24 protein-coding genes, 1 tRNA gene and 1 other RNA gene are annotated in these 26,661 nt (G+C 61.9%); 14 read left to right on the top strand and 12 right to left on the bottom strand.

What is annotated here, in order from left to right:
- The first annotated feature begins 115 nt into the window (after positions 1–115).
- From EY713_RS07475 to EY713_RS07495, 3 genes are all read left to right on the top strand, one after another.
- A complete protein-coding gene (locus tag EY713_RS07475) occupies positions 116–619 on the top strand; it encodes a pyridoxamine 5'-phosphate oxidase family protein (protein WP_131114246.1) in 504 nt (167 codons plus the stop codon).
- A gap of 484 nt (positions 620–1,103) precedes the next feature.
- Positions 1,104–3,365, top strand: a complete 2,262-nt coding sequence (locus tag EY713_RS22700) for an ice-binding family protein (RefSeq protein ID WP_165491056.1) — start codon at positions 1,104–1,106, stop codon at positions 3,363–3,365.
- 136 nt (positions 3,366–3,501) lie between these two features.
- Positions 3,502–4,029: a L,D-transpeptidase gene (locus EY713_RS07495; RefSeq protein WP_131114247.1), complete on the top strand. Its 528-nt coding sequence runs from the start codon at positions 3,502–3,504 to the stop codon at positions 4,027–4,029.
- Positions 4,030–4,060: 31 nt separating this feature from the next.
- On the opposite strand, the gene EY713_RS07500 is transcribed toward EY713_RS07495, so the two are convergent.
- Positions 4,061–5,890 (bottom strand): alkaline phosphatase family protein, encoded by a 1,830-nt coding sequence (locus EY713_RS07500; protein WP_131119431.1) that lies wholly within the window; start codon positions 5,888–5,890, stop codon positions 4,061–4,063.
- Positions 5,891–6,253: 363 nt separating this feature from the next.
- Here EY713_RS07500 and clpB point away from each other — a divergent pair, with 363 nt between their 5' ends.
- Positions 6,254–8,887 (top strand): ATP-dependent chaperone ClpB, encoded by a 2,634-nt coding sequence (clpB, locus tag EY713_RS07505; protein WP_131114248.1) that lies wholly within the window; start codon positions 6,254–6,256, stop codon positions 8,885–8,887.
- Between the two features lie 45 nt (positions 8,888–8,932).
- On the opposite strand, the gene EY713_RS07510 is transcribed toward clpB, so the two are convergent.
- Entirely contained in the window at positions 8,933–9,481 is a 549-nt protein-coding gene (locus tag EY713_RS07510; RefSeq protein ID WP_131114249.1) for a YcxB family protein, read from the bottom strand.
- Positions 9,482–10,103: 622 nt separating this feature from the next.
- Here EY713_RS07510 and EY713_RS07515 point away from each other — a divergent pair.
- Entirely contained in the window at positions 10,104–10,772 is a 669-nt protein-coding gene (locus EY713_RS07515) for a DsbA family protein (RefSeq protein WP_131114250.1), read from the top strand.
- Between the two features lie 229 nt (positions 10,773–11,001).
- Here the strand turns inward: EY713_RS07515 and EY713_RS23110 are convergent, their stop codons facing one another.
- Positions 11,002–11,181, bottom strand: coding sequence for a hypothetical protein (locus EY713_RS23110; protein ID WP_245572934.1), 180 nt, complete (start codon positions 11,179–11,181; stop codon positions 11,002–11,004).
- Positions 11,182–11,214: 33 nt separating this feature from the next.
- On the opposite strand from EY713_RS23110, the gene EY713_RS07520 reads away from it, so the two are divergent.
- Positions 11,215–11,655: a PadR family transcriptional regulator gene (locus EY713_RS07520; protein ID WP_245504282.1), complete on the top strand. Its 441-nt coding sequence runs from the start codon at positions 11,215–11,217 to the stop codon at positions 11,653–11,655.
- Between the two features lie 16 nt (positions 11,656–11,671).
- Here EY713_RS07520 and EY713_RS07525 read toward each other — a convergent pair whose 3' ends face one another.
- The 3 genes from EY713_RS07525 to ssrS form a co-directional block, all read right to left on the bottom strand.
- A complete protein-coding gene (locus tag EY713_RS07525) occupies positions 11,672–12,499 on the bottom strand; it encodes a TIGR00282 family metallophosphoesterase (RefSeq protein WP_131114252.1) in 828 nt (275 codons plus the stop codon).
- 4 nt (positions 12,500–12,503) lie between these two features.
- Positions 12,504–13,088: a 5-formyltetrahydrofolate cyclo-ligase gene (locus EY713_RS07530; RefSeq protein ID WP_131114253.1), complete on the bottom strand. Its 585-nt coding sequence runs from the start codon at positions 13,086–13,088 to the stop codon at positions 12,504–12,506.
- Positions 13,089–13,118: 30 nt separating this feature from the next.
- Positions 13,119–13,269, bottom strand: a non-coding RNA gene (gene ssrS, locus EY713_RS07535) — 6S RNA.
- Positions 13,270–13,418: 149 nt separating this feature from the next.
- Here ssrS and EY713_RS07540 point away from each other — a divergent pair.
- The gene (locus EY713_RS07540) at positions 13,419–14,105 is read left to right on the top strand and encodes a glutathione S-transferase family protein (RefSeq protein WP_131114254.1); all 687 of its coding nucleotides are present in this window, start codon (positions 13,419–13,421) and stop codon (positions 14,103–14,105) included.
- 22 nt (positions 14,106–14,127) lie between these two features.
- Here EY713_RS07540 and EY713_RS07545 read toward each other — a convergent pair whose 3' ends face one another.
- On the bottom strand, positions 14,128–14,493 hold the full coding sequence (locus EY713_RS07545) for a cell division protein ZapA (protein ID WP_131114255.1): 366 nt from the start codon (positions 14,491–14,493) through the stop codon (positions 14,128–14,130).
- Between the two features lie 8 nt (positions 14,494–14,501).
- Positions 14,502–14,834 carry a DUF4164 family protein gene (locus EY713_RS07550; protein WP_131114256.1) on the bottom strand — a complete coding sequence of 111 codons (333 nt, stop codon included), beginning with the start codon at positions 14,832–14,834 and terminating at the stop codon, positions 14,502–14,504.
- Positions 14,835–15,060: 226 nt separating this feature from the next.
- Here EY713_RS07550 and gap point away from each other — a divergent pair, with 226 nt between their 5' ends.
- From gap to EY713_RS07580, 6 genes are all read left to right on the top strand, one after another.
- Entirely contained in the window at positions 15,061–16,068 is a 1,008-nt protein-coding gene (gene gap, locus EY713_RS07555) for a type I glyceraldehyde-3-phosphate dehydrogenase (protein WP_131114257.1), read from the top strand.
- Between the two features lie 112 nt (positions 16,069–16,180).
- The gene (locus EY713_RS07560) at positions 16,181–17,368 is read left to right on the top strand and encodes a phosphoglycerate kinase (protein WP_131119433.1); all 1,188 of its coding nucleotides are present in this window, start codon (positions 16,181–16,183) and stop codon (positions 17,366–17,368) included.
- 31 nt (positions 17,369–17,399) lie between these two features.
- Positions 17,400–18,008 (top strand): dephospho-CoA kinase, encoded by a 609-nt coding sequence (coaE, locus tag EY713_RS07565; RefSeq protein ID WP_131114258.1) that lies wholly within the window; start codon positions 17,400–17,402, stop codon positions 18,006–18,008.
- Positions 18,001–18,738 carry a DNA polymerase III subunit epsilon gene (gene dnaQ, locus EY713_RS07570; protein WP_131114259.1) on the top strand — a complete coding sequence of 246 codons (738 nt, stop codon included), beginning with the start codon at positions 18,001–18,003 and terminating at the stop codon, positions 18,736–18,738. Before coaE ends, dnaQ begins: the two co-directional genes overlap by 8 nt.
- Positions 18,739–19,062: 324 nt before the next feature.
- Positions 19,063–20,640, top strand: a complete 1,578-nt coding sequence (locus tag EY713_RS07575) for a 2-isopropylmalate synthase (protein ID WP_131114260.1) — start codon at positions 19,063–19,065, stop codon at positions 20,638–20,640.
- 114 nt (positions 20,641–20,754) lie between these two features.
- Positions 20,755–20,830: transfer RNA gene (locus EY713_RS07580), tRNA-Lys, on the top strand.
- 116 nt (positions 20,831–20,946) lie between these two features.
- Here the strand turns inward: EY713_RS07580 and EY713_RS07585 are convergent.
- The 3 genes from EY713_RS07585 to EY713_RS07595 all read right to left on the bottom strand — a co-directional run bounded on the left by EY713_RS07585 (position 20,947) and on the right by EY713_RS07595 (position 24,943).
- Positions 20,947–22,680, bottom strand: a complete 1,734-nt coding sequence (locus EY713_RS07585) for a DUF927 domain-containing protein (RefSeq protein WP_131114261.1) — start codon at positions 22,678–22,680, stop codon at positions 20,947–20,949.
- Between the two features lie 1,261 nt (positions 22,681–23,941).
- On the bottom strand, positions 23,942–24,205 hold the full coding sequence (locus EY713_RS07590) for a hypothetical protein (RefSeq protein ID WP_131114262.1): 264 nt from the start codon (positions 24,203–24,205) through the stop codon (positions 23,942–23,944).
- Between the two features lie 258 nt (positions 24,206–24,463).
- Complete coding sequence (locus EY713_RS07595) at positions 24,464–24,943, bottom strand: hypothetical protein (RefSeq protein WP_131114263.1); 480 nt, start codon at positions 24,941–24,943, stop codon at positions 24,464–24,466.
- A 388-nt stretch (positions 24,944–25,331) separates the two neighbouring features.
- On the opposite strand from EY713_RS07595, the gene EY713_RS07600 reads away from it, so the two are divergent.
- Positions 25,332–25,988, top strand: a complete 657-nt coding sequence (locus EY713_RS07600) for a hypothetical protein (protein WP_131114264.1) — start codon at positions 25,332–25,334, stop codon at positions 25,986–25,988.
- A 26-nt stretch (positions 25,989–26,014) separates the two neighbouring features.
- Here EY713_RS07600 and EY713_RS07605 read toward each other — a convergent pair whose 3' ends face one another.
- Positions 26,015–26,398, bottom strand: coding sequence for a hypothetical protein (locus EY713_RS07605; RefSeq protein WP_131114265.1), 384 nt, complete (start codon positions 26,396–26,398; stop codon positions 26,015–26,017).
- Between the last annotated feature and the right edge of the window lie 263 nt (positions 26,399–26,661).

Here is a 26,661-nt window from a genome sequence, read left to right on the forward strand (position 1 = left end):
GCGCCATGGGGTCACGCGTCCCGCCGGACCGGACCCCGAGGTTGTCGTGCGGCGTTGTCGGGCCACGTCAGTTGAACCTCAGCTGAAACGTCAGCCCATCCAACGGGAGCGATCCATGCAGGAAAAGACCGACCAAGCCGCCCAGCAGAAGGTGTTGGATCTCATCAAGGACATCGATTATGCGCTATTGGGGACGCGGACCGATGGCGGCGGCCCGATGCACGCTCGGCCGATGGCGTGCCGCGCCGCCGAGTTCGACGGCGACATCTGGTTCTTCACCAAGGCAGATTCGCGCAAGGTGCGGGAGCTGAAGGCCGATCCCGAGACATTGCTGTGCTTCGCCGATTCGAAGGGCCAGAACTATGTCTCGATGACGGGTCATGCCGCCATCGTGAGCGATCGCACCAAAGTGAAGGAGCTCTGGACCGAGATCTACAGAGCTTGGTTTCCCAACGGACCCGAGGATCCCAATATCGTTTTGCTGAAAGTCTCGGTCGACCATGCGGAATATTGGGACACACCCTCCAGCCTCATGGTTCATGCCTACGGATACTTGAAGGCCGTGACGACCGGCAAGCCAGCCAAGCCGGGCGATGTCGGTACCGTCGATTACGACTGATTCGATATGCGATGGGAGACATTGTCGCAAAGCCGGCTCTGTCTCCCATCGCTCGATAGCAACGGCGTAGCAACGATCGATGTCCGTTGGTTATCGTTGCGGCGCCATGACGTGCGTCTTGATCGACGCTAACGCCGGATGAGGCATCCCGACCGGTTCGGTGGACCTCACGATATCAACCCATCTCAAACCGGCACGTATCTCGGCGCCCTTTGTGGGTCTGCCCCGACTCGCATCTGTTCGCAGGCCGACCGTTGGAAGTCTGAGGCCGACCTTTCCAATGCTAGTCAGGCGTCTTGATCGCCTCCACTGTCGTCTCGCGCGAAAGGGCGAAACATGGCGTGCACCGACCCTGCGGTATTAAACATATATTAACTATATTTTGGTCTTTTTTTTAATTGTGGTGAGGTCAAGCCCGCCGCGTGTCGATTTTCAAAATAATCCGAAATTACGTTAATTTTCTGTTTAATTCGTTGGAGGTTCGATGGGCCGCTATGTTCGCGCGACCGCTATAGCAATCCTGCCATTCACCGCCGTTTTTGTGAATGCGGCCGCGACGCGAGCCGAAGATTTGTCTCAGTTCGCTATTTTGGCAGGATCTGCCATCACGAATACTGGTCCTTCTGTGATCAATGGAGATGTCGGGCTCAGTCCAGGAAGTGCTGTGACCGGATTTCCGCCGGGTCTCGTGACGGCGCCTTATGCCCTCCATCAAAACGATGGCGTCGCCAGCCTCGGACAAAGCGATCTTACCACCGCCTATAACGTGTTGGCAGGCCGGCCTTCGACAGCGGATTTGACCGGCAAAGATCTCGGCGGCCTGACGCTTGGCCCGGGCGTCTACAGTTCCGGCGCAGGCAGTCAACTCACAGGGACTGTCACGCTCGACGGCCAGGGTAATCCCAACGCTGTGTTTATTTTCAATATTGGCACTACGCTCACGACGGGAAGTGGCGCGTCTGTCGCGCTCATCAATGGGGCGCAGGGTGCCAATGTCTACTTCCGAGTGGGAAGTTCTGCGACGCTCGGCGCCGCGACGATGTTTGCGGGTCGGATTTTTGCGCTGACGAGCATTACGCTGGTGACGGGAACGACCATCAATTGTGGAGCGGCTTTGGCGCGGAACGGCGCTGTCACCTTGGACACCAACACGATTTCGATCTGTCCGGCGCAGACTACCGCCACGACGACCCCGACTCCCACCCCGACCCCGACCCCCACTCCGACCCCACCGACCGGCACCACCACGACTGGGACCACGACGATAGGGACGACGACCGGCGGCACCACGACGGCTACCGGCGCAACAACGACCGCGACCGGAACACCGACCCCGACCCCGACCCCCACCGGAACGACGACCGTCGTTGCGACACCGACACCGACCGGCACCACGACAACGACGACCGCTGCGCCAACCCCGACCCCCACAGGGACCACGACCGTCGTTGCGACACCGACACCGACCGGGACCACGACGGTCGTCGCGGCGGCCCAGCCTGTCTATGTGTCGGCGCTTCCGACGTCGGCCTCTCGCAATCAACGCGCGGTCGGTGGTGCCATCGACCGGTTCGTGGCGGCCGGCAACGCCGCGCCTCTTACATTTCAGGTTCTGCGCGGCGTCTTTTCCGCCCAGCAACTCGCCTCGGCTTTCACCCAGGTCTCCGGAGAGGTCGGCACCGCCGTCGCCCCCACCGGGATCCAGGCCATGAATTCATTACTGACGCTGGTGTTCGACTCGGCCGTTGATGATGAGCGCGGCGTTCCGATCACGGAAGCCAAGCCAATTCCGGCACCCAACGGCCTTCGGGGAACCGTGCACTCCCTCGGCTATGCCGGCGATGACCGCGTCATCTCGTCGGGGCCGTTCGGCATGCTGCAAAGCGGATCCTTCGTGGGCCAGCCGGCCCGCAATCCCTGGAGCGTGTGGGGCGCTGGCTTTGGTGGCCAAGCCTCGGCGAACGGGAACGCCTTCGTCGGGAGCCACGATCGTTCCTCCGACGCTTACGGTGCGGCGCTGGGCGCGGATTACCGCGTGACCCCAGACACCAAGCTCGGTTTCGCTCTCGCCGGTGGGCGCAACAGTTTCGGTGTGGCGGACGGTCTCGGGACCGGGCGGAGCGACATGATCCAGGCGGCCGTCTACGCCCGGACATACTTTGGTTCGGCGTACATCACGACCGCTATCGCCTATGCATGGCATAGCGTCGTCACGAACCGTGATTTGACCTTTGCGGGCAACAATGTCCTCAACGCATCCTTCTCGGCGCAAGATGTCGCGGGCCAGATCGAAGCCGGCTATCGGATCGGATGGTTCATCCCGTATGTCGCCGTCGGCGTGCAGGCGTTCCACACGCCCGGCTATACCGAACATGACCCGACCGGCCCCTCCGTCTTCGCGCTGTCGGAAGCCTCGAACACCACGGTGACGGCCCGCACGCAAGTCGGGTTCCGGATCGACGAGGATGTCGCGGTGTATGATGGCGGAGTGCTGCGCCTGCGCACACGCGCCGCCTGGGCACATGACACCAACACCAACCCCTATATCAACGTGACGCTGCAATCGCTTCCCGGCGCCAATTTCTCGGTTTATGGCGCCTCGCGCGCTTCGGATTCCTTCCTCTTCTCCGCTGGGCCCGAACTGCTCTTCGGCAACGGCATCTCGCTCGCGCTCGCGGTCGAGGGCCAGGTCGCACGCGGCTACGACGCCTATTCGGGCAATGCCGTGCTGCGCTACGTCTGGTAGCCCCCAGCGCCCATACCCCTCGATGCGGTCGGAACGGGGTGCCATTCCGACCGACCTCGTGTGGTTCACGCGGGATCGCGCTAATTTGATCGATTGATTTCGCTCAAGACTAAGATGTCTTCGGCACGCTCGCCGCATGAGTATTTCAGCGCGAAGCATGTCTTGGCCGACCATCATCGGCGCCGTTGCGGTGTCATGGTTGCTCGGCGCCGGCACCGCCGGAGCGACCGCGGCCCTTGTCGCGTTCGAGGGGGACGCCACCCCGAGCACGATCGTGATCCGGACGGGGGAACGGCGGCTCTACCTTATCTTGGATGGGGGACGGGCGCTCCGCTACACCGTCGGAGTGGGACGCGTCGGCCGTCAATGGTCCGGGCAATCCGCCATCGAGGAAAAATTCCTCCGCCCCAATTGGGCGCCGCCTCCGGCCGTCAGGCACGACCGACCCAATCTACCGGACGTCATCCCATCGGGCGCGGCCGGCAACCCCATGGGAGCCGCCGCAATGACGCTCTCGGGGGGAAATTATGCGATTCACGGCACCAATGCGCCGAAATCCATCGGCGGCTTCGTGTCCTATGGATGTATCCGCATGTACAACGACGACATCGTCGATCTCTTCGGCCGCGTCGACGTCGGAACGCGGGTCATCGTGACACGGTAGACCCGCTTTCCCCGCAAGCGCGACAGCGCCTTTAGGGCTGCCCGTTCGACAATCCCACGGTGCGACCCGGAAAGCCGGCGGCATCGAAATAGCGGACGCCGTTGGCGGTCTGATAGTTCAACACGGTGACCAGTCCGTTGCGCGCGGCGGCCGAGACGAGCGACCCCGCCCGATGCTCGGGCTCCGCGCCGTTCGGCATCGCCTCTGTCAGCGGCCGACCGATCAGGGCCCCCTTGCTTTTCGGGCTGAGCCGCATGAGGGCCGCGATCGTCTGGCCGATATCGGCATTGCTGCTCGGTGCCGCATCGACATAGCCGGCCTTGAAGTCGGGGCCGATCGCCGCCTGGAAGTTCCACGTATCGCCGCGGCTGAAGCTGCCGTGCATCCCCTGGCCTTGTTGCAGCGTGGAATCGGCGACTTCGACCGTGCACAAGGGCGCGTCGGCGCAGCCGGTCGAGAAACTCTTGAAATTGACCACGATGGCCGGCATCGGCGTCAGGGCGGTGCCGCGCAGATTGATGGCGCTGAGCGGCAGCGTTCCCGGGAAGGTGCCAAGCGTTTCGTCGACGAACAACCCGCTCACATAATCTTGCGACAACAGGAAATCGATCACCTTGCCGGCCATCGCCTTGTCGCCCTGGGGCAGATAGACGAGGTCGGAGCCACCATTGGCCGCCACTACCACGTCCGGCTTGGCCGGGTCGTTGCCGATCAGGCCGTTGGCGAAGCGAGTGCGCTGGCCTTCGGCGACTTTGGCGCTTTTCTGGTCTGGATCGAACAGGGTCAGGCCGAGCGTTTTAGCGAGATCGAGCGCCACGAAACCACCGGGCAGCAGGCCGGCCGGCGTACCATCGATCGTCATTTTCGCGGCCGGGCTGGTGTCGCTCTCCTTCGAGATCGTCGAGAAGCCGTGATCGGCACTGGTGATCACGTTGGTGCTGTCGGCGAGGCCGAGATCGGCGAGCGCCTGACGGATCTGCGCGACATTGTTGTCGACGTTGCGGATCGCCGCCATCGAGGTCGGGCCGTTGATGCCGGGCACCAGCCTCAACAGGCTGTCGCCCTGATAATGCTGGGTCCCGTCAGGATCGCGCGACCAGAACACCACGAAGAAGGGCTTGTCGTCGGCTTTGAACTTCGGCAGCACCACGCGGGTCAGCACGTCGGCAAACCAGGCCTGCTGCAGCACATTGGCGCTCTTGGTTCCCGCCACGCTGGCGGTTCCGGCCTGGCCGTTATCGCCGCGCGCCGGCGTATGGGTCGGCAAGCTCGCGCTCTGCAGCGCATCGAGCAGCCACGGCGCCAGGCGAATGCCATTGGCCGTGCCGGTCATATCGTCGAGCAGGACGGTCTTGGTACCATCGCGCCCCGTATGGTCGAAGATCAGCGCCGGACCGACCTTGCCGATCGCGGCGGTGTTGTAGCCAGCGTCCCGCGCCGCCTTCATGACGGTCTCCTCGTCGAGGAAGTCGCCCATGTAATGCTCGTCGATATCGCCGAGCACCGGGTCGTTTTCGATAAACGGGGTCAACGAGGAATTGGCGGTCGGCACCGGAAAGCCGCTGTAGATCGTGTTGCTGAACACGCCGGTGTCGCCGAGAGAGTGCCCGGTCGCCATGGCGGAGGCGTTCGGCATCGTGAAGGTCGGGAACACCGAATGGCTGTTGCGGAAGTTCACGCCCTTGTCGCGCAACGCCGCCATGGCGGGCGCCGTTTCGGCGCGCACGATGCCGGCGCGAAGACCGTCGGGCACGATCAGCACAACGTTATGGGGCCGCGTCGTGTCTTGAGCCCAGCCTGATCCGACCGTCATCGCGAGCCCGACCAGGGCGACGGCAAACCGGGGCAGGGGGACGCGCATCATGCTCTTCTCCAACAATCGAATTGCGGCGCACCGTAGTGGCGCCATATGACGGTTTTTCGAAATTGCCGCCGGCTTACTCGTTCCGTTTCCTGACGAGCGCGAACCCAAGCATCGAGTGGTCTCGAGCGTGTCTCGAGCATATCTCGAGCTTGCCTCGAGCATATCTCGAGCTTGCCTCGAGCATATCTCGAGCTTGCCTCGAGCAAGGCTGTTGCAAAAAAGTATCATCAGCCCGGTCGGAGCCCTTCAACTCGGCTTCTGGGCATCCCACATCGGCTTCAGACCGGTTGCCCGATGGGACCGGTCCTTTGTCGGCTCGTCCGTCTTGCTTCGGGAGGCGCGACGCCATGGAGGAACAAGATGAACTTCGAAAAATTCACCGAGCGGGCACGCGGCTTCGTCCAATCGGCCCAATCGCTGGCCCTGCGTGAAGGTCACCAGCAATTCACGCCCGAACATGTGCTGAAGGTGCTGCTCGACGACCAGGAAGGCTTGGCGGCGGGCCTCATCGACAAGGCGGGCGGCCGCTCGCGTGAGGCCCTGACTCAGACCGAACTCGCGCTCGGAAAGCTTCCGAAGGTGCAAGGGTCGGGCGCCGGACAGGTCTACCTAGGCCAGGCGACCGCGCGGGTTTTCGATCAAGCCGAGAAGATCGCCCAGAAAGCCGGCGATAGTTTCGTCACGGTCGAGCGGCTGCTGCTTGCGCTCGCCATGGAGAAGGGCACCGACGCCTCCCGCATCCTCGAAAGCGTGGGCGTTTCACCCCAGACCCTCAATGCCGCGATCGAGGATCTCCGCAAGGGCCGCACGGCCGATAGCGCCTCGGCCGAGAGCAGCTACGACGCGCTGAAGAAATATGCGCGCGACCTGACCGAAGCGGCGCGGGCCGGCAAGCTCGACCCCGTGATCGGCCGCGACGAGGAAATCCGCCGCTCGATCCAAGTGTTGTCGCGCCGCACCAAGAACAACCCGGTGCTGATCGGCGAGCCGGGCGTCGGCAAGACCGCGATCGTCGAAGGTTTGGCGCTCCGCATCGTCAATGGCGACGTGCCCGAAAGTCTGCACGACAAGAAGCTTCTATCGCTCGACATGGGGTCGCTGATCGCCGGCGCGAAATATCGCGGTGAGTTCGAGGAGCGATTGAAGGCCGTTTTAAACGAAGTGACGGCGGCCAACGGTGGCATCATCCTGTTCATCGACGAGATGCACACGCTGGTCGGGGCCGGCAAGGCCGATGGCGCGATGGATGCGTCCAACCTGCTGAAACCCGCTTTGGCGCGCGGCGAACTCCATTGCATCGGGGCGACCACGCTCGAGGAATTCCGCAAACACGTCGAAAAGGACGCGGCTCTGGCGCGCCGGTTTCAGCCGGTCTTCGTCAGCGAGCCGACGGTCGAGGACACGATCTCGATCCTGCGCGGTCTCAAGGAGAAATACGAGCTGCATCACGGCGTGCGGATCAACGACAGTGCCATCGTGGCGGCCGCGACCCTGTCGAACCGCTACATCGCGGATCGGTTTCTGCCCGACAAAGCGATCGATCTCGTCGACGAGGCGGCTTCGCGCCTGCGGATGCAGGTCGATAGCAAACCCGAGGCTTTAGACGAACTCGATCGACGCATCATCCAGCTCAAGATCGAGCAGGAAGCGCTCAAGAAGGAGACCGATCAGGCCTCGGTCGATCGCCTGCTGAAGCTGTCGTCCGAACTCGATGATCTGCAGGAGCGATCCGACGCCCTCACGGTGCGGTGGCGGGCCGAGAAGGACAAGCTCGGGAGCGCCACCAAGATCAAGGAGCAGCTCGAAGCCGCGCGCAACGATCTCGTTCAGGCGCAACGCCGCGGCGAATATCAGCGCGCCGGGGAACTGACCTATGGCGTGATCCCGGATCTCGAGAAAAGGCTGGCCGACAATGAAGGCGCGGCGCAGGGGCGGCTGGTCGACGAGGCCGTGACGGCCGACCATGTGGCGCAGGTGGTGTCGCGCTGGACGGGCGTGCCGGTCGACAAGATGCTGCAGGGCGAGAAGGACAAGCTGCTCAAGATGGAACAGGCCATTGGCAAGCGTGTCGTCGGTCAGCCCGAGGCGGTGCGATCGGTCGCGACAGCGGTGCGTCGGGCTCGCGCCGGGCTGCAGGACCCGAACCGGCCGATCGGCTCGTTCATGTTCCTTGGCCCGACGGGCGTCGGCAAGACCGAACTTACCAAGGCGCTCGCGAGCTTCCTGTTCGACGACGAGAGCGCGATGGTCCGCATCGACATGTCCGAATATATGGAGAAACATTCAGTCTCGCGGCTGATCGGGGCGCCTCCGGGCTATGTCGGTTACGAGGAGGGCGGCGCGCTGACCGAGGCGGTGCGGCGGCGGCCATACCAGGTCGTGCTGTTCGACGAGATCGAAAAGGCGCATCCGGACGTGTTCAACGTGCTGCTGCAGGTGCTCGACGACGGGCGCCTGACCGACGGGCAGGGCCGGACGGTGGATTTCCGCAACGTCCTCATCATCATGACCTCGAATCTCGGGTCTGAATATCTGTCCTTGCAGAAGGATGGCGAAGACACGGCCGAGGTGCGCGAGCAGGTGATGGGCGTGGTGCGCGGGCATTTCCGGCCCGAGTTCCTCAACCGGGTCGACGAGATCATCCTGTTCCACCGCCTGCGGCGGGACGATATGGGCGCGATCGTCGACATCCAGCTGTTGCGTCTCGCCAAGCTGCTGGAGGATCGCAAGATCACGCTCGACATCGATCCGCGCGCCCGCGCCTTTTTGGCCGAAAAGGGCTACGACCCGGCCTATGGCGCGCGGCCGTTGAAGCGGGTGATCCAGAAAGTGGTGCAGGATCCGCTGGCCGAGATGATCCTCTCGGGGCAAGTCGGCGATGGCGAGACCGTGCCGATCACGGCGGGCCGGTCGGGTCTGCTGTTCGGCGATCAGGCAGACGAGCCCGAACTCGAGGGTGCCGGTGCAGAGCCGCTGAGCCGCGCCATTAACTGAGGTGATCGGAACGCCCGGCCGCACGGTCGGGCGTTCCCTCGCTCTTCATGGCGCTCGAGCGGCCCGATAGAGGTCGTGCATGGTGGCGACATCGGCGGCGGTGAAAAACCGTTTCGCCACGATCTGAAAGAGCGCATCGGAGTGATAGAGCAGCAGTATATGTTCATCCTCGCGAAGATGCATGTAGTTGGGCCACGGCGTCACGCCCGTAGCGGTTTCGGTCGTCGTATGGAGGCCTCTCGCGTCGCAGACGACCGCGATCGGCTGCTGCAGATTGCGTTGCTGCGCGAAGATGCGCCGCGCTGATATCGGAAGAACCCAACGGATGATCACGCGGGGCACCAGGAGGCCGCCGATCAAGCCACCCACAAGGCCGACCGCAATGGCCTCCCAATCGTCAAGGGTTGCGATGAGGAAAACCGCGAGGATTGTAAGGCAGATCCCCAAGGCGACAACCATCGTTCGGCTGGTCAGCTTGGCCCGGCTATGGAGCTGATAGGCCCGCGTGACATCACCGGCCGTCAGGATCATGCGTCCATGGACCACGGGAGAAGCCTGAGGCTCCAAATCGGTATTATGTGTCTCGGTTGTCATGGTCCTGCTCCGGCGGCCGGTTCCCCGTGCTGCATGCCCTGCTGTGAAGACACGGGCATTGACGATCTTCGCTGAGAAAATATGACAACGATCGATCCGTAGGCAGCAGCAAGCCGCCCATCTGGCGAAAACGAGATCGCAGACACGGATGAGCCGAGCTGCTGGACACACCGGAACGATCCCGTCGCGTCGTCGGCCTCCCAGACTCTCAACGTCGACTCATCGAGAACGGCGAGCAAGGGACGCAATGGACTCCACGCACAGGGCTAAAGAGCGAGAAGCAAACCGCAAAGACGGTTTGGTAAGCTGTCTTTCCGAAGCGATCTTTGAAGTCAGCAGCGGGCACGTTTGCAAAACCCGGTCTTTTCACGTCACCGCTCCCGTCCCGCTTCGCCCATGATGTGTATGAACGGAGACGTCACATCGTCAACGACTCGGCTTGCGCCGGATCGGTCATTTGATCTTCCAGGGTTGCTAAGCTGGTCCTACGAAGAAAGAAGACGACGTCGCGCGGCTGGATTCAGACCCGCCTGAGCGACCGCGTCCACGATCCGCTGAGGAGGATCGGTCTTTTTGGCCCCCTGTGCTATCGACGCGCGATGCAGCCAGAAGGGGCCCAGCCATGTCCAGCCTTCGTCGATCCGCCGCCGCCATCTCGGTCGCTCTGTTTTGTCTGGGGCCTCTCTGTCTCCCGACGCACGCCGAGACCGCGCCGCCCGCGAGTGCGTCACCCGCCACCGACCCGGACCTGACGCGGGCCGCCCTCACCGATGATCCGCAGACGCCGACCGCTGGCAATCCAAAGGGCGATGTCACGATCGTGGCGTTCTTCGATTACAATTGCACTTTCTGCATGAAGGCCGAGCCGGCTCTGGAACAGTTGATGGCGGCCGATCCGGGTCTTCGCCTCGTCTACAAGGATTGGCCGATCTTCGGAAAGGTGTCGGTCGAGGCAGCGCGACTGGCGCTCGCGGCGCAATATCAGGGCAAGTACCTGGCCGTGCATCAGGCGTTGCTCGGCACCCATCACCGCAAGGTCAGTGCCGAGCAGGTGCGCGATATCGCGATCAAAGCGGGTGCCGATCCGGCGCGGCTCGACGCCGATCTCAAGCAACACGGGGCCGAGATCGACGCTTTGCTGGCCCGCACCGAGAAGCAGGCCACCAAGATGGACTTTCCCGGCACGCCGATCTTTCTGATCGGCCCGTTGCTGGTCAATCAAGCGCTCGACCTGAAAGGGTTTCAGGATGCGGTCGCGACCGCACGCAAGCGTCAGCAGGGTACCCCATAGCAGCGGCTGAGCCGTCTCACTGACCGGGTCGGTTCCGCCGATCACGGCTTCGAACGGCACGTCGCCCGACCCGAGACACGACCAGCCCTTCGGAGCGATCCGAGGGGTTTTTCATTTCAGTGCTATCTTACAAAAGATATATCTTGACCAAAGATATATCTTTGCATAGATCAGTCTCATGCAAAAGCATTCCTGGAGAGGCACTCACATGTTCCACCATTTTTTCCACTCAGACCGTCATGGGTCCGACCGCCATGGATCCGGGCTCCGTCAACACGAGCGGGACGGCCGCCATGCGGCTGGTCCCAGCGACGAGCACGATAATCGTCAAGATCGCGACGGGCATCATGACCGCGATCGGCAGGACCGGCCGCGCGGTCGTGGTCACGGCGGCCCGCTCGGGCGCCATCGCGGCGGCCCCTTCGGCGGACGTGGCCCCCGCATGTTCGATTCGGGCGCGCTGCGCCTCGTCGTCCTCGGGCTGATCGCGGTCGAGCCGCGCCATGGCTACGACATCATCAAGGCGCTCGAAGCGCGGTTCCAGGGCGCCTATAGCCCCAGCCCCGGCGCGATTTATCCGATGCTGCAGATGCTCGAGGAGGCCGACCTGGTTTCATCGGTTACTACCGGCAACAAGCGGCTCTATTCGATCACCGAGGCCGGCACGGCCTATATCGAGGAGAACCGCGCCGAACTCGACAAGATCAACCAGCAGCTCGATCAAGCCTCGGGCGACATCCGCCAGTCGGCGATCGGCGAGGAGTTGCACGCGCTGCGGTCGGCCCTGCACGAAAAGTTGCGGTCGGGTTCGATGACGGCGGAGCAATCCGACAAGCTGCGGGCCATTCTCCGTAAGGTCCGCGACGACCTCGACACGCTTTAGCCGCCGCGAGGATTTGTCAGGCGCGGCCCCAGAAATCCGGCCGCGTTTGGCTGAGGCGACCGCCGATCCGCACTGGCGCGATTTTGACCGCGAGGCCGGTCGCATCGTCGGTCTCGACCGCCACCCCGCAAAGCGTCGCGGGGCCGGCGGCGGGCTCATAACGGCTTCCCGGCAGTTTGGTCAGAAAGCGGCGGATCGGCTCCTCCTTCTGGACCCCGATGACGCTGTCATAATCCCCCGTCATCCCGGCGTCGGATTGGTAGGCGGTGCCGTTCGGCAGGATTTGGTGGTCGGCGGTCGGCACATGCGTGTGGGTGCCGACCACGAGGCTGGCCCGCCCGTCGAGCAGATGCGCCATGGCGAGCTTCTCGCTGGTGGCTTCGGCATGGACATCGATCAGCATGGCGTCGCAGCCCAATCCGAGCGGGCAGGCCTCGACCTCGCGCTCGACACCCGCGAAGGGATCGTCGAGCGCATCCATGAAGACGCGCCCCATGACGTTCATGACCAGGACGCGCCGCCCGTCGGCGATCTCGATCAGCGCCACGCCCCGTCCTGGGGTGCCTTTCGGATAATTCAGCGGGCGAATGAGACGCGGCTCGCGCTCGATGAACACCAGGGCTTCGCGCTGGTCGAACGAGTGGTTGCCGAGCGTCACCGCATCGGCGCCCGCCTCGATGATGTCGGTGCAGATCGCCTCGGTGATGCCATTTCCGCCCGCGGCATTCTCGCCATTGACCACGATGCAATCGAGTTGCCACTCCGCTTTCAGGCGGGGCAACTCGGTCGCGATGGCGGTTCGGCCGGAGCGGCCCATGACATCGCCGATGAACAACAAACGCATGAGATCAGTCTTTGCACAAAAGGGTTTCGCGCTCCGTCAGCACGAGATCGAGCGGCTGGTCATGCGGCTCAGCGGGGATGAACAACACCTCCTGCTCCGCATAGGCGACGCCGATCGCCAAAACCGACTTGCGGCGTCGCAGCGCCGCGAGCGTGATGTCGTAATAGCCGGCCCCATAGCCGATGCGATGCCCGCGCCGGTCGAAGACGGCGAGCGGCACGAACAGCACATCGGGGTCGACGACCTCGGCATCTCCATGAGGTTCGCCGATGCTGCGTCGCCCCGGAACGAGAGGGTCGCCCGGTCTCCACAGGCGGAACGTCAAGGGATCGCCCGCTTGGCCGGTGATCGGCAGCGCGGTCGGCACGGCGGCGGCGGCCAGCGCCTGCGCGAGCGGCAGCAGGTCTGGCTCGGCCCCAATCGCCGAATAGAGCGCCACGACGAGACTATCGTTCTTAGGCGCATAATCGTGAACGAGGCGGGGGCCAAGGCTTGCGAGCCGGGCTGCGAAACGGATGCGCGCCGCATCGGGCATGGCATGACGCTTGGCCAGCGCCACCGCCCGAAGCTCAGCCTTGTTGAATGCCATGAACGCGCCGAGGCTGAGACCAAAAGACAGTACGGGGCCACGATGGCCGTGGGCTTCGATCCCGGGAACCTACAACGTAGGTGGGCGCCATATGACCAAGTCCACGGACGAGATCAGGGACAGCTCCCTTGGAATCGATAAGGCCCCGGGAATACATACCTCACGCACCCCGCAGCTCCGCACTCGCAATCTAAGCGCGCGTCGGCCGGAATGCCAGAGCCGTGACGCATTCTCCCCTGCGCCGCGCTTCCCGCGATGGCTCGACCGATCCGCCACATCGCTGTAAAGCAGGCGACGTCGGATCGCCCGAGCGACGATGGAGGAACCAGCATGCTGACGTTCTATTATAATGCCGCTCCGAACCCGCTGAAAGTGGCGTTGCTGCTCGAGGAACTCGGGCTGCCCTATGACATCGTTCCGGTCGACGGTCGCAAGGGCGAGCAGTTCGCTCCGGCGTTTTTGGCCATCAACCCCAACGGCAAACTGCCCGCGATCGTGGATGGCGACACGACCGTCTTCGACAGCAATGCGATCCTGCTTTACCTCGCCGAAAAGACCGGCAAATTCCTACCGCCCGCCGGCGATGCGGCGCGCGGCCAATTGCTGTCATGGCTGATGTTCGTGGCGAGCGGGATCGGTCCCTATTCGGGGCAGGCGGTCCACTTTCGGCATTTCACGCCCGAACCCATCCCCTATGCGATCAACCGTTACACGCATGAGGTGATGCGCCATTGGGGCATCGTCGAGGCTCGCTTGGCCGCCCAGCCCTATATGCTGGGCGACACCTATACGATCGTCGACATGGCGGCGTGGGGCTGGGCCCGGATGCTGCCTTTCGTGATTGGGCCGGATGTGTTCGCGACGCTTCCCAACGTCAAACGGCTGCTCGACGAGATCACCGCGCGCCCCGCCGCAATCCGGGCTGAAGCCATCAAGAGCCGCTTCACCTTCAAGACCGAGATGGACGAGGAAGCGCGCCGCTTCATGTTCCCGCAAAACGCCAACCTGCCGGCCTGAACTCGCAGCCCCGTGAACGCCGTCAGCCTCGGGGAGCGTTGAGGCTGCCGGCGATCTTGTCGATCCGTGCGGCCGCATCGTCGAGCGTGGCCGCGACGCGGTCACCGATGGCGTCGATCGAGGCCGCGCCCGCCTCGCGCTCGCGTTGGAATTCGGCCACGTCGGCCTCGAGGGCGGCGATACGCCGCTCGGCTTCCGATAGATCGTCCGCCATCGTGATGGCGGCCATGACGGTGATGCGCTGGTCGCCGATCTCGCCGAAATGCGCGCGCAGGTCGGTGATCTTGCCATCCAACCTGCGGGCAAGACCCTGGAGATGCTCCTCCTCGCCCTCGCCGCACGCCATGCGGTAGAGCCGTCCGGCGATCGTCACCGACACCTGGGGCATGGAACTCCTTACTCGGAACTGTCGGCTGCGGCGCCGCGGTCGTGGAGCGCTTCGCTGGAGGCCGGATCGAGGTGGGCCAGAACGGTCTCGACCGTCGCACCGGCCCGGTCGAGCCGCGCTGACACGTCGGTCGTGGCAGCCAACAGGGTGCGGCTGCGGGCCAAGGCGCCATCGAGTTCGACCGCGAGGCGTGATCGATCGTCTTGCAGGACCAAAAACTCCTCCTCGAGATCGCCGCGCGCAGCGATGGCATCGGCCTGCCGCTCGGCCGCCGCTTCCAGGTGATCGACCGCCGCGGCTAATCGCGCCAGGGCGTCTTCAAGCCGTCGTGGGAGGGTCATGGGAGGGATGGCGGTCCTTACTGGAGGGCGACATCGGGCGATTTGCCGAATACCGAACCCGCGCAACCCTGGCGTCGAAACGCCGGAAGGTCAAACGGCCGGCTCCGCGCTGCCCCCTCGCAATGTCAAAAAAAGGGGGGTCCTGTTCCGTCATAAAAGGTGATAGGCAGAGCCTGAAACGGCATCAGGCGGCCCGGGAGCCGCCCGCTTCAGGAGTTTTGCTGACATGACGGTCAAGGTCGCCATCAACGGGTTCGGTCGCATCGGGCGCAACATCCTGCGTGCCATCATCGAATCGGGCCGGACCGATATCGAGGTCGTGGCCATCAACGATCTCGGCTCGGTCGAAACCAACGCGCATCTGCTCCGCTTCGACAGCGTGCACGGTCGCTTCCCACATAAAGTGACGGTCGAGGGCGACACGATCGACGCCGGTCGCGGCCCCATCAAGGTCACGGCCATCAAGGACCCGGCGACCCTGCCGCACAAGGAACTCGGCGTTGATATCGCGCTCGAATGCACCGGCATCTTCACGACCCGCGACAAGGCGGCCGCTCACCTCACGGCCGGGGCCAAGCGCGTTCTGGTGTCGGCGCCGGCCGACAATGCCGATCTCACGGTCGTCTACGGCGTCAACCACGACAAGCTGACGGCCGAGCATCTCGTCGTCTCCAACGGCTCCTGCACGACCAACTGCCTCGCGCCCGTCGCCAAGGTGCTGAGCGACATCCTCGGCATCGAGAAGGGCTTCATGACGACGGTCCATTCCTACACGGGCGACCAGCCGACGCTGGACACGTTGCACAAGGATCTCTACCGCGGCCGTGCGGCGGCGCTGTCGTCGATCCCAACCTCCACCGGCGCCGCCAAGGCGATCGGTCTCGTGCTGCCGGAACTCAAGGGTAAGCTCGACGGCGCCGCGGTTCGCGTGCCGACCCCGAACGTCTCGCTGATCGACCTCAAGGTCGTGACCAAGCGCGACACCACGGTCGAGGAAATCAACGCCGCCATGAAGCGTGCGTCCGAGCAGGAGCTCAAGGGCGTGCTGAACATCACCGAAGCGCCGAATGTGTCGATCGACTTCAACCACGACCCGCATTCCTCGACCTTCCACATGGACCAGACCAAGGTGATCGACGGCAATTTCGTCCGTGTTCTGGCCTGGTACGACAACGAGTGGGGCTTTTCGAACCGCATGGCCGACACGGCCGTGGCTATGGCCAAACTCATCTGATCGACCCTATACGGACCTCCGCTTCGGCGGAGGCCCGGGCAAGGGACCACTCGGGTGCCCCATGCCGCCAGCGGAGGCGAGCCGGGCATTGTTCACGTTCGAGGCAACCACCATGGCCGATTTCAAGACGCTTCATGACGCGCCATTTGCGGGCAAGCGCGTGCTGGTCCGCGTCGATCTCAACGTGCCGGTCGAGAATGGCGTCGTCAGCGACACGACCCGCATCGAGCGCGTCGTCCCGACCATTCGGACCATCGCCGATAAGGGCGGCAAGGTAATCCTGCTGGCTCATTTCGGACGACCCAAGGCCGGTCCGGACGAGGCCAATTCGCTAAACTTTCTAACCACCTATCTGGCCGATCATCTCGGCCACCCGGTTGCTTTCGCGCCGCATGGCATCGAGGCTTCGTCCCGCGCCATCGCGGCGATGCAGCCCGGCGATGTGCTGCTGCTCGAAAATACCCGCTTCCACTCAGGCGAGGAAAAGAACGACCCGGATTTCGTCACCGCGCTGGCGGCCCTCGGCGACGTCTACGTCAACGATGCCTTCTCGGCCGCGCACCGCGCCCATGCCACGACCGAGGGTCTTGCCCGCAAACTGCCGGCTTATGCGGGCCATAGCATGACGGCTGAACTCGAGGCGCTGTCGAAGGCACTCGACCGGCCGGATCGCCCCGTCGCGGCGATCGTCGGTGGCGCCAAGGTCTCGACCAAACTCGAATTGCTCGGCAACCTCGTCAAGAAAGTCGATATTCTGATCATCGGCGGCGGCATGGCCAATACCTTCCTGGCCGCGCAGGGCAAGGCGGTCGGGAAATCGCTTTGCGAACACGATTTGCTCGACACCGCCCGCAAAATTCTGGCCGAAGCCGGCGCGTGCGAGATCGTCTTGCCGGTCGATGCCGTCGTGGCGAAAGAATTCAAAGCCAACGCGCCGTCGCGCGCCGTGTCGGTCGATGCCGTCGAGGCCGACGACATGATGCTCGACACGGGGCCGACATCAATCGAAAACGTCGCCTCCATCCTCCGCCGCACCAAGACGCTGGTCTGGAACGGGCCGTTCGGAGCGTTCGAGATGAAACCGTTCGACGCTGGCACCATGGCGATCGCGAAGCAGGCGGCCGCCATGACACAGGCTGGCGATCTGGTGACCATCGCGGGCGGCGGCGATACCGTGTCGGCCCTGAACGCGGCCGGTGTCGCGGCGGAGTTTACTTATATCTCCACCGCCGGCGGTGCTTTTCTCGAATGGCTGGAAGGCAAGACCTTGCCGGGCGTCCACGCCTTGCGGAACCACTGACCACAGTCGACTTCAAGGCGGGGAGGCGGCCATGATGGTCGTGGGCCTGACCGGCTCGATCGGCATGGGCAAATCGACCACCGCCGCGATGATCCGCGAGGCCGGCGTACCAGTCTTCGACGCCGATGCGGCAGTGCATGACCTTTATCGCGGCGAGGCGGCCGCCGTGGTAGAGGCCGCTTTTCCGGGTGTCGCGCGCGACGGGGCGATCGACCGGGCAGCGTTGGGCAAGAGGGTGCTCGGCGATGCGGCGGCCCTCGCTCGGCTGGAAGCCATCGTGCATCCGCTCGTCTTGGCGAGACGACGCGCCTTCCTGGCCGCCGCCGAGAAGGCGGGGGTGTCGCTCGTGGTGCTCGATATCCCGCTTCTGTTCGAGACGGGGGCCGACAAGGACGTCGATGCCGTGATCGTCGTGTCGGCACCGGAAACGGTGCAAAACGCGCGGGTTCTGGCTCGCCCTGGCATGACCGAGGCCCGCTTTTCGGCCATAAAGGCCAAGCAGATGCCGGATGCGGAGAAACGCAGCCGCGCCGATTACGTGATCGAGACGGGGGAGGGCCTTCCGGCCGCCCGACATCGCGTCGATGCCGTGCTGGCCGCGCTGCGCCGTAAATCAGGTGAGGGGCCGACGCATGCGTGAGATCGTTCTCGATACGGAAACGACCGGGCTGGACCCCTTCAAGGGCGACCGGCTGGTCGAGATCGCCGGGATCGAACTCATCAACTCGATCCCGTCCGGGCGCGAGTATCATACCTACATCAACCCGCAACGCGACATGCCGGACGATGCGTTTCGCGTTCATGGCCTCTCGGCCGAGTTCCTCTCAGGCTATCGGCTTTTTCACGAGGTGGCGGACGAGTTTCTGGATTTCGTGCAGGACGCACGGCTCGTGATCCATAATGCCGAATTCGACATGCGCTTCATCAATAGCGAATTGAAGACGCTGGCGCGACCGCCGATCGGCATGGAGATGGTGCTGGATACGCTGGCGCTGGCGCGCCGTCGTCATCCGGGTGCCGCCAATTCGCTCGATGCGCTCTGCCAGCGCTACAAGATCGACAACACCCGCCGCGTGAAACATGGCGCCCTGGTCGACGCGCAGATCCTGGCCGAGGTCTATGCCGAATTGCAGGGTGGCCGGCAGACCTCGCTCGGCCTCGCGACCCAGGTGGTTGTGCTGCGCGGCGACGCGCATGCGGCCCAGATGCGGCGGCCGCGCCCGCTGCGGCCTGTCATCACGGCTGCCGAGCGCGAGGCTCATGCGGCTTTTATCGCAAGCCTCGGCGGCGAGCCGATTTGGCTCGGCTATCGGCAGCCGCCAGCGGCCGAAACCGTGTCCGTGCCAGAGCGCTCGCTCATCTCGGCCTGACGCAGCCTCCATCGCGGCCCCTCTTGTGGCGTGGTCGTGTTGCTTGTATGACCACCTGCGGCTCCCGCGATCGGGAGCTCTGGTGAAGGCGTCTCGTGGCTCATTTGGCCCAAAATGATTCGGTGATCGGGGTCCGCAACGCGGCCCGAGCGGATCTGCGCCTGCCGTTCGCCGCTGCAGCCGCTTTCCTTCTTCAGATCCTGCTTCTTAGCCGCCCCTGAGGGCCGGCCGGGCCTTTGGCCTGGGCGCTCAGGGGATGCAGGTCTCGGCAGATTTCGAGCCCGACGCAGAGGCGAGGGCCAGCACGCTTTGAAGGATCACCCCATGTCACAATCTGAACCGCAGCATCAGTCGGCCACGCCGGCACGCGACCATATCGTCATTTTCGACACGACCCTGCGGGACGGGGAGCAATCCCCGGGCGCCACCATGACGTTCGAGGATAAACTCAGCGTCGCGGCCTTGCTCGACGAGATGGGCGTCGACGTCATCGAGGCAGGCTTTCCGATCGCCTCCGAGGGGGACTTCGAAGCCGTGTCGGAGATCGCCCGCCGCACCAAGCGCGCCACGGTGGCGGGGCTGGCCCGCGCCATCGAGGGCGACATCGCCCGCGCCGGAGCGGCCGTGCGCCATGCCGTCAAGCCGCGCATCCACACCTTCGTGTCGACCTCGCCGATCCATCTCGCCCATCAGATGCGGAAGACCCAGGACGAGGTGCTGCAGATCATTACCCGCACGGTGGCCCAGGCGCGCGGCCTCGTCGACGACGTCGAATGGTCCGCCATGGACGCGACCCGCACGCCGATCGACTATCTGTGCCGTTGCGTCGAAGCCGCGATCCGGGCCGGTGCCACGACCATCAACCTGCCCGATACGGTGGGTTATGCGCTGCCCGACGAATATAAGGCGATGTTCCAGTCGGTTCGCGAACGCGTCCCGGGTGCCGATGCGGTGATCTTCTCGGTCCATTGCCACAACGACCTCGGCTTGGCGGTCGCCAACACCTTGGCGGGGATCGACGGCGGCGCCCGGCAGGTCGAATCCACCATCAACGGCATCGGCGAGCGGGCCGGCAATGCGGCGCTCGAGGAGGTCGTGATGGCGATCCGAACGCGCGGCGACGTCTTGAACCTGTCGACCGCAATCGACAGCACGATGTTGACCCGCGCCTCCAAGCTCGTGTCGGCCGTCACCTCATTCCCGGTGCAATACAACAAGGCGATCGTCGGCCGAAATGCATTCGCGCATGAAAGCGGCATTCATCAGGACGGGATGCTGAAGGATGCCTCGACTTACGAGATCATGACGCCGGAAAGCGTTGGCGTCTCCAAGACCTCGCTGGTGATGGGCAAACATTCGGGCCGCCACGCCTTCAAGGAAAAACTGCGCGAGATGGGCTATGTGCTCGGCGACAATGCCATCGAGGACGCCTTCAAGCGCTTCAAGGATTTGGCCGACCGCAAGAAGACGGTCTACGACGAGGATCTCGCGGCTCTGGTCGACGACGAGATCGGCAGCGCGCACGAGCGGATCCGCCTCGTCGCCTTGACCGTGATCGCCGGCACGATGGGCCCGCAATCCGCGACCCTGACGCTCGATATCGAGGGCACGCATACGACGCGTCAGGCGACCGGCAACGGTCCGGTCGACGCGATCTTCAATGCCATCCGCTCGATCGTGCCGCATGAAGCGGGGCTCGATCTCTATCAGGTTCATGCCGTGACCGAGGGGACAGACGCCCAGGCCGAAGTCTCGATCCGGCTCATCCAGGGCAGCCGCTCCGCCACGTCCAAGGGCGCCGATCCGGATACGCTGGTGGCCTCCGCCCGCGCCTATATCGGCGCGCTCAACAAGATCCTGGCGATGCGCGCCGCCACGCCCGACGTTTTGGCGGCGGGCTGAGGATCGAGGCCAGCAAAACCAAGTGTCCGGCGGCATTTCTTTCGAAAGCGGCTGGACACCCCTGCCGGTCCTTGCTACATGGCACCTCCTGCTTGCAACGGCGAGCAGCGTGATGGGCGCTTAGCTCAGTTGGTAGAGCAGCTGACTCTTAATCAGCGGGTCGTAGGTTCGAGACCTACAGCGCCCACCATCACGCCTCTGAAATTGGTTGTAGTTTCAGAGGGTTGTTGCGGCGGCGTTGGTCTTTATCATGGCACATTACGATTTGAGCAGTGTTTAGTGACCAATCAGTGACCAGCGAGGCGGTTAGTTATAGGACGTTGGGTCCTTAAATTGATAGCTCCGAGCACCCTTCCCATCGAGTTTGGGAAACGTGATCGCCCATTCGGTGTTGGGTAAGTCAGGCTTTTGACCGTCCCTGATGCTCAAAAGCTTAGACTGCCATAGCCACTTCACGGCCGCACGCAACTCTGCCGGCTCAGCGAACCAGTCAGCGAAATGCGCCGAACGAACGCAAAAGATCCGTTCCCCGTTGGGCTTCCTTGTGTACCAGGCTTGGCAGTCGGATTGATCGCCCGCCGAAGGCAGTTCACCGACCGAGCCAATGCGATGCAGAAGTTTGGCTCGGGCGCGCTCTTCAACGCTCTGCATGTTTGAAATCTCGCGCAGCCCGTCGTCGAAGCACCGCGTCAATGCGACGAGGGTTGACTCAGCGGTCCATCTGGAACCCACGCCGGCCTTGTCTGCCATGGCGGCACCAGCGTACAAGATCGCAAAATTTCGAGCCGCGTGTTGAAGGGCACCCGATAGCTGGCGACCTCGCATTGAGTCCATAAACATCTGCATATGAAACTCGACCTTTCGCCGTAGCGTGGCACGATTTGCTACCAAGAAGGCAACATACGTGTCGAAGGCGTGACCATGGTGGTTGGCGCAAATGCGGCGCAGTTCGACCAGCTTTTCGCGAGCCCATTGCTCCCGACCTTCAATCGGTAAGCCACGTGGAAAGCTGTCGAAGATGGTCGTGTTGCCCGAGTGGAGCGCAGGAACGTCAAACGCCCGGGCATACTCACCCTCGTCGCGTTTTTCGGCGGCCAATTCAGCGAGTGCCTCAAACGTATTTTCGGAACTCACCAGCATGATGCCGCGCCACTCCAGAGGAGCACCATCGGTCCCATAAGCGGATTTGCTATGCCGCGCTGTATCTCGCCCCTCAGAGTAGCGGTAGGTGAGCGGGCGAAGGATTTGATAGGCATCTTTACGCGGACCGCTCACCAGCCCAATCTCGTTGACCGGCAAAACTCGATCGACGAATTCGGCTGCCGTCTCCTGCAGCGCAGACGGCGTCGCGTTGAAGTTGGGCAAACCACCTTCAAGGCCGATTCCGATGACCGACCCTGCGGCGAGCAACGCTGTCGACTTTCCGGCTTTGGACTTGCCGGCGAGCACGATGCTGAAGGATTGAAGGTCGACGACGCGGAGGAGCGGCGCTGCGAATGCGGCGCATAAAGCCAAGCGCAGGCGAGTCGAATAATGGGCAATGTGCATGACCTGCTGCCAACCTTCTGGCGTGCCCGCTTGGCTTAGGGCAAATTTGCGTGTGTTGTTCGATAGCGGTGGCTTGAGGATCAGCTGAGGTTTCGCCGCGCTGCCGAAAATTTGGCCCCGATGCGAGAATGCTGTGAAATTTGGTTGCCAGCCGTCATTTCGAACGAAGAGCCAATGTTCGCGCGGCGACTTGGCCGATGCCGTTTCGACGATTGTGCTTGCTGCTTCTCTGTCGCGGGGCAATTGGCCGTTTTTGGCGATGAGAGCCTGCGCAAGCGAGTCGGGGTTGAAGGCCTTTTCGCGCGCCACCTTTTCGATTCCGAACCGATCCGACGGCTTTTGAAAGGCGTAAATTTCGCTGGCGTCGCCGGTTCGTTCATCCTCGGCGTTTGCGAGAAGCACAAGGGGCGGTAACGGGTCTTTGTTCGTCACGCCGACAATATCGCGATAGCTAAGGTCGGCGGCGGTTTTGGGTTTCGAGCGGTTCGACATGGTGATCCTCGATTTTGGCGTGCTGTGCGTGTCCAGCGTGCCGGGAGGCGCGGACACTTAATCGCGCCAGGAATGGGGCACGGCTGGCACGGTCGGCACGGTGATTTGAAAGCTGATGATGAGGGTAAAAAGCGAGCGAATGGCGAAGTGCAGTTCAGTCACTTTTTCAATGGAATTGGCTGTTTTCCTGAAGGATTTCGGCCAAACGGCCTACCATCAAGGCGCTAGCCGTATGCTGTAGCTTTGTTGGCATTGATGCACTTGGCATCGGAGTGTGATGAAGCGAGCGGGGATCGTCAGTCCATCAAGAAACAGTCGAAGTTCGAGCCGTTCAGCCGACCGAAGTCGCTGCTTCGATGTCGCACGACAGAGCCTCAGCGCTCCGGTCCTTCGAACAGTACGAACGTCGTCGTCCTTACCTACTCGTCGATTAAAGTCCGGCTTCAGCGCATATAGGGAGGCTCTCCGACCACCCTTGAAGACATTCAGGAGAGCCGGCCTTGGTATCCGATCCGTAGCGGGGAACAGACCACGCAGCTGCTTCCTGAGAGCCTCAATGTCTGTCGTCACTCCCATCAGGTACACATGAGGCATCCAGAAAGGCACATAGCGCTGCTGCTGGTGCTCATTCAACGAGATGTCGACACCTCCCGCTGCCCATGAAATGCCGAGCTCTGCCAGTTGACGGCGGAGGCGTCGCTTGTGGTTCAGCGGGTCGTAGCTGCTCAAGTCGCCGACCGCTTTCATCTCCGCCTCAGTGACCAATGTCAGAGTGAAAACCGTTCCGTCGCTTGGCTTGGTGCTAATCATGGCCCGGAGTGCTTTAGCGTAGTTTTCCTGGGCCGCCGTCGCACACACCGGACAGGCTGCAGAACCACATCTGTCCGACTGCCTGCAGCCTTGTAGCTTCGCGGCTAAAACGATGGCCGCCGCTGTTTTCCCCTTTTTAGGCAGCCAGAGTATGAGCTGTCGTGCCATCCTTCGAGCTTTGCGTTGCCGCACTCGGAAGGGTGGCACCGGCAGTAAGTGCCGATGCCATCTTCTCATTAGCGGGCTCCCTGCTGGGAGGTCGACTGAACCGCGTGAGCTTCTTCCCACGCGACCACATCGTCCATTCGGTAGCGGACCGAGCGACCACCGGCGACGCGCACAAAGCGCACGCTACCGCCGCTGACTCTTAAGTTGCGGAGGGTCTTTGGACTGATTTGCCAACGTATGGCCAGCTGCTGTTCGTTGAGAAGTCCGGGGGAGAGCTGAATGTTCATCGAGCAGACCTCTTATGGTCTTTGGCGCCTAAGTTCTTTTCTGGCTCGCTCGGCTCACTATCGCCTGGATATTCTTTTGAAAAAGCTTGATAAAATGCATTACAGGAAAACGCTATCCTTTTAAATTTATCAACATCTAACCAGACTTCATCTGTACCCTTTTTAATATATAGTATATTTCGCATATCAAGAAGATCTTCGATATATACTATCAAATTAATTGCAAATTGCGCTGTATCGCGAGTGATGAGTTGTTTCATAGTAACCTCCGCTGCCAGCGGACCGAAACGATTGCAGGACATAACTTCCCCGTCCTTCGCGAAACATCGCGGATTCACATACCGTTGAAGCGCTATGTGCTATTCTGAGGTTGGGGTGTGGTTTTGTGCCTGCGGCTCGTCGCTGTCCGATAGGCTCTTTATAAGGCTCTTTGAGCTCATTGCAAGCTCTTTGAGATCCATAAGGCCTTTTAGGCGATTTGTCTCGCCAGAAGCCGCGGTACCGCTTTGATCACGGCCTCAATGCCGGATCGTAATGTCGATTTGCTCGAGTTTTAAATTCAAACGCTCGGCCAGGAGCTGCTTTGCCGAGGCAATCACTTCCGCATAGCCCGTGCCGCTCAGGGCCATATCACCCGGCGCCCGGCCATGGCGTAATCCAAGCTCCGGCTTCTCCTCCTCCTCTGCAGGCTCATTGCCCTCGTATGAGTCGAGCTCGGTATTTTTTCCTTGCGCGACCTCGCCAATGCTTCGAGGGCTGTAGGCCCAGATGAAACGGGTCTTCTTGCCATGGCGCCCGATTCGAAAATCGCCCAGCTCGAGCTTGGCCAGGTGCTTCATCAGCGTCATCACGCGCTCGTAAGGCTGCCCCGAGTAGTCGCGAATCGTGTCGACTGAGCTGGCTGTGATGCGGTTGGCATAGCTGGCCAGCACGTCAAAACACTCACGGGCCCCCATTTCGTGCTCATACAACCTGCGCAACTCGCTTTGAAGTGACATAGAAGTGCCTCGACCCTGTTATAAGCGCTCATTGTAACGCTTTGACGGTGGGGGAGCAATCGAAGCCGTGCTTCACGGAAGCCCTGAGGCGATGGTTCTGTCAGTCGACACGCTTGGATCGAACCTGAATCAACATAATCGGGCAAAAAGAGAGCCCGGAGGTCGGCGTCTGCTTGACCAAATCGCTTAATTTCAGGGTTGCGGAGCTCAGCTGACAGCGAGTTTGCAAAGCTCCCAAGATCCGCTTTTTAGTTTTGACACCCAAAAGCATTGGGCCACCGCGTTGCCCTTTCCAGGAGGGAGCTTGCGAATGTGCTACTGCAGCATACAGATGCTGGAGCCGGCGTGAGTCGGTTGCATGAACCCTAAGTAATTTTTGGAGCGGCACGTGTCCTTGAATGACTCCGGCGACGAAAGTCTTACCACCGCAATGTTTTATCTCTATTGGGTTCGAGCTATCCAAAGAGGATGGTACCAGCTCTACGGCGAAGAATTGGTGTTCGAACGTGGCAGACCATATGATCAACATAAAGAATGCGTTAAACTGCTCAGCCCGAAGCTTAAGTTCGAGGAAGAACGCAAACGCTGGCAAGGATATTTTGATTTTAAACCGAGTGTTACAATCGAAGAGATTATCACAACGATTTCCGTTGAGGTGCCAGTGCCCTTCCCCGTATTGACTCCAGTAGCAATGCCAATAAAGAGCGCTGAAGACATATCGCCAGGTATATTCAAATTATCTTGTTATGAAGTTGCAAATGAGATCGGTGTTTCGGGACAATCTGTAGATGTGGATCTGACAAGCTTTTTAAGACGCTCTCTAAAAAGTATGTTTGCGAAACTAAAGCTCGAAAGTCGATTGAACGTCGGCGCTAACCGCCATTTCCCGCGTTTATACAAGTGGCTTTTGGAGATCGAGGACGAAACAAATTGGATCGGCGGACCTGGTTTTCGAATGAAAAATGCGAGTGGAAAAGGCGCCGTCAAGGAAGATCCAACTGATCCTGACAGCCTGAAGGTCACGATTAAAAAGGATTGGCTTTGATCAGCTGTTGATGAGCTGTCGATCAGCTACGGTTCGATCACGATACGAATCTGATTGGGCTCGCAGCCAAGTGCATCGGCGATGGTCTTTTTAGCAGCGGCTAAAGCAGCTTGGATTGTGGCAGTGCTACGCGGAAGGCTCGGGCGTCGGCCTTCCTTCGGCCTGAGCTGGGCTCTTCCTCCCTTACCGCTCTGAAGCTTTTGTCGTAATCGAAGCTCGAAAGCTTCGGAGTCGGCACCCTGCACCTGCACGGTGCCGTTTTGCGGCCACCAATTGACGATCTGGCCTTTCTGGCTTTTGAACCGGAACCGATGTGGCTTCGGTATTTCGCTCCAAATGCCGCGCTTGCCACATTCACTGACAATAGCCTTGAACTCTTCAAGTGTTCCGAAATGTTTCTTCAATTCCATCGCAGTCTGCTCCGCATGCAAATGATGCGAATATTTTACCGTCTTCAATTTTGATTTACGGGGTTCTTGGGGCGCCGGAAGTTTAGCTTGTGCGCCAAAGCTCGGCTAATGGACCGGTGAAAAGCTGGCCCGCAACCGGCGATATTGGCTGATTTAAGAGAATAGCCGGCTAATCCGCGCCACCGCAAGCTCCTGGGCTCTGTGCTGCGCTCATGGGTACTCATCTATAACTACCAGCTGATTGCGAAATCGCACGTTCATAA

The sequence above is a fragment of the Lichenihabitans psoromatis genome (genome assembly GCF_004323635.1).
Lineage (GTDB): Bacteria > Pseudomonadota > Alphaproteobacteria > Rhizobiales > Beijerinckiaceae > Lichenihabitans > Lichenihabitans psoromatis.